The 2,500-nt window shown below is 68.4% G+C and carries 4 protein-coding genes; 3 read left to right on the top strand and 1 reads right to left on the bottom strand.

The window, feature by feature from the left end:
• The 3 genes from AC1D0P_RS24555 to AC1D0P_RS24545 form a co-directional block, all read left to right on the top strand.
• On the top strand, window positions 1-383 hold a 383-nt coding region (locus AC1D0P_RS24555; protein ID WP_477679122.1), incomplete at its 5' end, for a tRNA threonylcarbamoyladenosine biosynthesis protein TsaB.
• Window positions 380-859, top strand: a complete 480-nt coding sequence (rimI, locus tag AC1D0P_RS24550) for a ribosomal protein S18-alanine N-acetyltransferase (protein ID WP_477679121.1) — start codon at window positions 380-382, stop codon at window positions 857-859. The genes AC1D0P_RS24555 and rimI, both read left to right, overlap by 4 nt.
• The gene (locus AC1D0P_RS24545) at window positions 856-1,629 is read left to right on the top strand and encodes a uracil-DNA glycosylase family protein (protein ID WP_477679120.1); all 774 of its coding nucleotides are present in this window, start codon (window positions 856-858) and stop codon (window positions 1,627-1,629) included. Before rimI ends, AC1D0P_RS24545 begins: the two co-directional genes overlap by 4 nt.
• A 7-nt stretch (window positions 1,630-1,636) precedes the next feature.
• Here the strand turns inward: AC1D0P_RS24545 and AC1D0P_RS24540 are convergent, their stop codons facing one another.
• The gene (locus AC1D0P_RS24540; protein WP_477679123.1) at window positions 1,637-2,497 is read right to left on the bottom strand and encodes a DMT family transporter; all 861 of its coding nucleotides are present in this window, start codon (window positions 2,495-2,497) and stop codon (window positions 1,637-1,639) included.
• Window positions 2,498-2,500: the final 3 nt, after the last annotated feature.

The following is a 2,500-nucleotide window of genomic DNA, read 5'->3' as shown; positions in this document are numbered from 1 at the left end:
GCATCACGGCGCTGCTGGACGCGCGCATGGACGAGATGTATGTCCAGCGCTYTGAATTCAGCGGCGGGCAATGCCGCGCGCTGGGCGAATGCGAACTGGTCCGGCCCGAGGATTTTGTGCCCGATGCCGCCGTCGACCTGCTCGCCGGCAATGTGTTTTCGGTCTACGCGGATCGCCTGCCGGCCGGCTTGTCGGTGCAGGCCGAGGCCCTGCCCACGGCCGCCGCCCTGCTGCGCCTGGCGCCCGTACTGGCCGCCGCCGGGCAGTGTGTGAGCGCCGACCTCGCCCTGCCGCTCTACGTTCGCGATAAAGTAGCGCTCACCACCGAAGAACGCGAGCGGGTCAAGGCCGCCAAACTCGCCGCGCAGCCCCCTTCACCATGAACGCCATCCTCAAGCCCCTCGAAGCCCAGTTCGAAGCCATGACACCCGCATGGCTGGATGCGGTGGTGCGCGTGGAACAGGGTGCCTACGACCACCCCTGGACCCAGGGCAACTTCACCGACTCGCTCAATGCCGGCTACCAGGCGCAGCTGCTCACCGGCGGCAACCCGCCTGATGCCGAATTGCTGGGCTACTTCGTGGCCATGAAGGGCGTGGACGAGGTGCACCTGCTCAACATCACTGTCGCGTCCCAGCACCAGCGCCAGGGCTGGGCCCGCATCATGCTCGATGCGCTGGCTATCTGGTCGCGTGCGCAGGGCGCGCAATGGCTGTGGCTGGAGGTGCGCGTGAGCAATGTGCGCGCCAAGGCGATTTACGAACGCTACGGCTTTCGCCACGTCGGCACGCGCCGCAATTACTACCCGAACGGCGCGTCGGCGCGCGAAGACGCCGTCGTCATGAGCCTGGCCCTATGAGCCTGGACCTCGACAAACGCCATCGCGCCATGCTGCGCGAGATGGGCGTGCGCGTGTGGCTGCCGGTGTCGGAACCTGTTGCTGTTACCGCTGTCGAGGCGGTGGTGGAGGCAGCGCTTGCCCCGCAGGAAACCAGGCCGGCGCCGGCTCCCGCCGTGCCCGTCATGCGTGAGGCCCCGCCGCCTGTGCGCACCCAGCCTCCCCGCCCACCGGTGGTGGCCGCGGCGCCGGCCGAGGCGCGTGAAGCCGTCGCGGCGTACACCGCCGGTGCCTGGAGCATGGGTGCCGCGCAGGCGCTGTACGCCGAGGCCGCCCATGCCGAGGGCGCTCGCTGGCTGGTACTGGCCGAAACGCCGGCGGCCGCGCTCCAGCGCGAACCCTTCAACCCGTTTGAGGGCGAGGCCGGCAAGCTGCTCGACAACATGCTGCGCGCCGCCCGCTTGCACAAGGCCGGCGTGGTACTGCTGGCGCCGCTGGTGCGTGGCGCGGCGGCCGGTGTGGGCGCCGCCCTGCCCGAGGCCCTGCCAACCCTGCTGGCCAGCGCGCAACCCGACGTGGTGCTGGTCATGGGCCGCCTGGCCGCACAGGCTTTGCTGCAGTCCAGCGAGCCTTTCGGCAAACTGCGCGGCCAGGTGCACGGCCTGCACGGCGCTCACACGGTGGTGACTTACGACGCGACTTATTTGCTGCGCAACCCGTCCGACAAGGCCAAGGCCTGGGACGACCTGTGCCTGGCCATGGGCCGTGTGGCCGGGCCCGCAGCCGGTTAAGACCGCTTCAGGCCTTGGCGGTGTCCCGGCTGGGCGCCAGCACCGAGGCGATCGCCGCCACCATCAACACCACCGCCGCCCAGTCCTGCCAGTGCAGCACCTCGCCCAGGCCCAGCGCGCCTGAAAATACGCCCAGGATGGGAATCATCATCACGCTCAGCGTCGAGGCCACCGGCGGCAGTGCGCGCGCCAAGGTGAACCAGGCCGCGTGGGCAAAACCGAAGATCAGCACCGCGTTGTAGAGAATCGCCGCCCAGGTCGTGGGAGAGGGCGCCTTCCACTGCGGCATTTCAAAGACGGTGCCCAGCACGGTCAGTATCACGGCCGTCATCACCGTCATCCAGAACGACAGTGTCAGCGTGGCGGCTGGTATCGTGGTCTTGCGCAGCATCTGCGTGCCCAGCGCCCACACCGCGGCGGCCACCAGCGCGCACAGCACCCCCAACGGGCGGCCGGAGAGATTCGTTAGCTCATACCAGAGCAGCAGCGCCACACCCACCGCGGCCGCCGCCACACCCAGCCAGTTGCGGGTTTTCAGCTTCGCGCCGAAAAACCAGGCGCCCAGCAGCGCCGAAAAAATCGGCATGGTGTAGCCCAGGATGGCGGCGCGCCCGCTGCTGAGGTTTTTCACCGCCAGGATGATCAGCGCATGCCAGACAAACATGTTTGCCGCCGCCAGCCAGAACAGCTCGCGCCACTTGTTGCGCGGTACAAGAAACGGCACCTTGAGCTGCACCATCGCCAGCCCCAGCACCGGAATCCCCAGCCAGATTGAAATCGCCCGGAAGGTCAGCGGCGGATAGTCCGCGATGCCCATCTTCATCACCGGCCAGTTCAAGCCCCAGACCCCGGCCAGTTCAAGCCCCAGACC

This window comes from Polaromonas sp. P1_G2 (genome assembly GCF_056405515.1).
Note: the sequence above shows the minus strand (reverse complement) of the source record. Positions and strands in the feature narration are given on the sequence as shown.